The organism is Nocardia sp. NPDC051990 (assembly GCF_040680755.1).
In the GTDB taxonomy this organism is placed as follows: Bacteria; Actinomycetota; Actinomycetes; order Mycobacteriales; family Mycobacteriaceae; genus Nocardia.
Genome location: NZ_JBFAXH010000042.1, coordinates 1 through 1,240 on the forward strand (window position 1 = coordinate 1; position 1,240 = coordinate 1,240).

General features: G+C 63.7%; 1 pseudogene. It reads right to left on the bottom strand.

Annotated features, from left to right (window positions below):
* Positions 1–92: 92 nt before the first annotated feature.
* A pseudogene (locus AB0L63_RS32700) lies at positions 93–1,045 on the bottom strand (IS3 family transposase); the annotation flags it as partial.
* Positions 1,046–1,240 lie beyond the last annotated feature (195 nt).

Below are 1,240 nucleotides of genomic sequence, written 5' to 3' on the forward strand. Positions count from 1 at the left end.
GGTCCTTGGGTGGCGCACTCCGGCCGAGGCGATGGAACAGCATCTACAATCGCTTCAACAACGAAATGTTGCTTCGACCAGTTGAATTCGCCTTGCGACCCGGCGTCCGAATGATGAATCGTGGACCCGGTCCAGGGCCGCCCTTGACGGGCACGCAACGCCGCGGCCTGCCGGATGGCCGATTCCACGAAAGCGGTCTGTTTGCTGGTCGAGCATTCCCAGCCCACGATCCGCCCCGCGTACGCGTCGATGACGAACGCGGTATAGACGAACCCGCCGCTGGCCAACCGCACGTAGGTGAAATCGGCGACGACCAGCAAATTCGGGGCCGGAACCCGGAAGTTCCGGTCGACCAGATCCGCCGCTCGCGACCTGGCCGGATCGGCCTCGGTAGTGCGAATCGCCTTGCGCCGCACCACACCCTTCCACCCGTTGACCCGCATCAACCGCTCCACAGTGCATCTGGCGACCGGAACGCCCTCCCGTTGAAGGTGGCCCCACATCTTCTCCGCACCGTAGAGCGATTCGGGTTTTCGACGGCCGTTCTCGTCGGGTTCGTAGTAGCCAGCCAGGATCTCGGTAATTGCGGTGTCCCACAACCGGCGTTTCGACGGCGACCGCGACAGCCAGGCATAGAAGGTTCTCGGGGCAATCTTGACACCGTGCGCGGAAAGCGCACGGCAGATCGGAGCGACCCCGAACCGAGCCCGATGCTCGGCGATGAACGCGCAAACTAACGGTGTCGCGGGTCGCTCTCCCGCACGAAGAAACTCGTTGCAGCCTTGAGGATTTCGATCGTCTGCTCGAGCTCGACGTTCTTACGCTTCAACTCGCGGATCTCGCGCGCCGTATCCGTCGAGACCCCCTCGGCCTCACCAGCGTCGATCGCGGCCTGCCGCACCCATTTGCGCAGCGTCTCCGCGGTCATCCCCAACCGGGCCGAGACCGCCTTCATCGCCGCCCACTCACTGGCGTAGTCGTCACGGTGATCAACGACCAGCCGCACAGCCTTGGCCTTGGTCGCTTCGTCGTACTTCGATGGCATGGTCTGCCCATCCTTCCCAAGAAAGAAGGTGAGCACCAAACCCGGGGCGATTCAAGTTGAGCGTGCTCATGCATGAGCATCACCGCTGTCCGCACGCCGAGGTGATGTCCTTGCCGTTGCAACCATATGGCTAGATCGTGCGCGACGTCGCCGACCTGGCGAGGCCAGCTGCGGCCACCGCCGTCTACCGCCCAC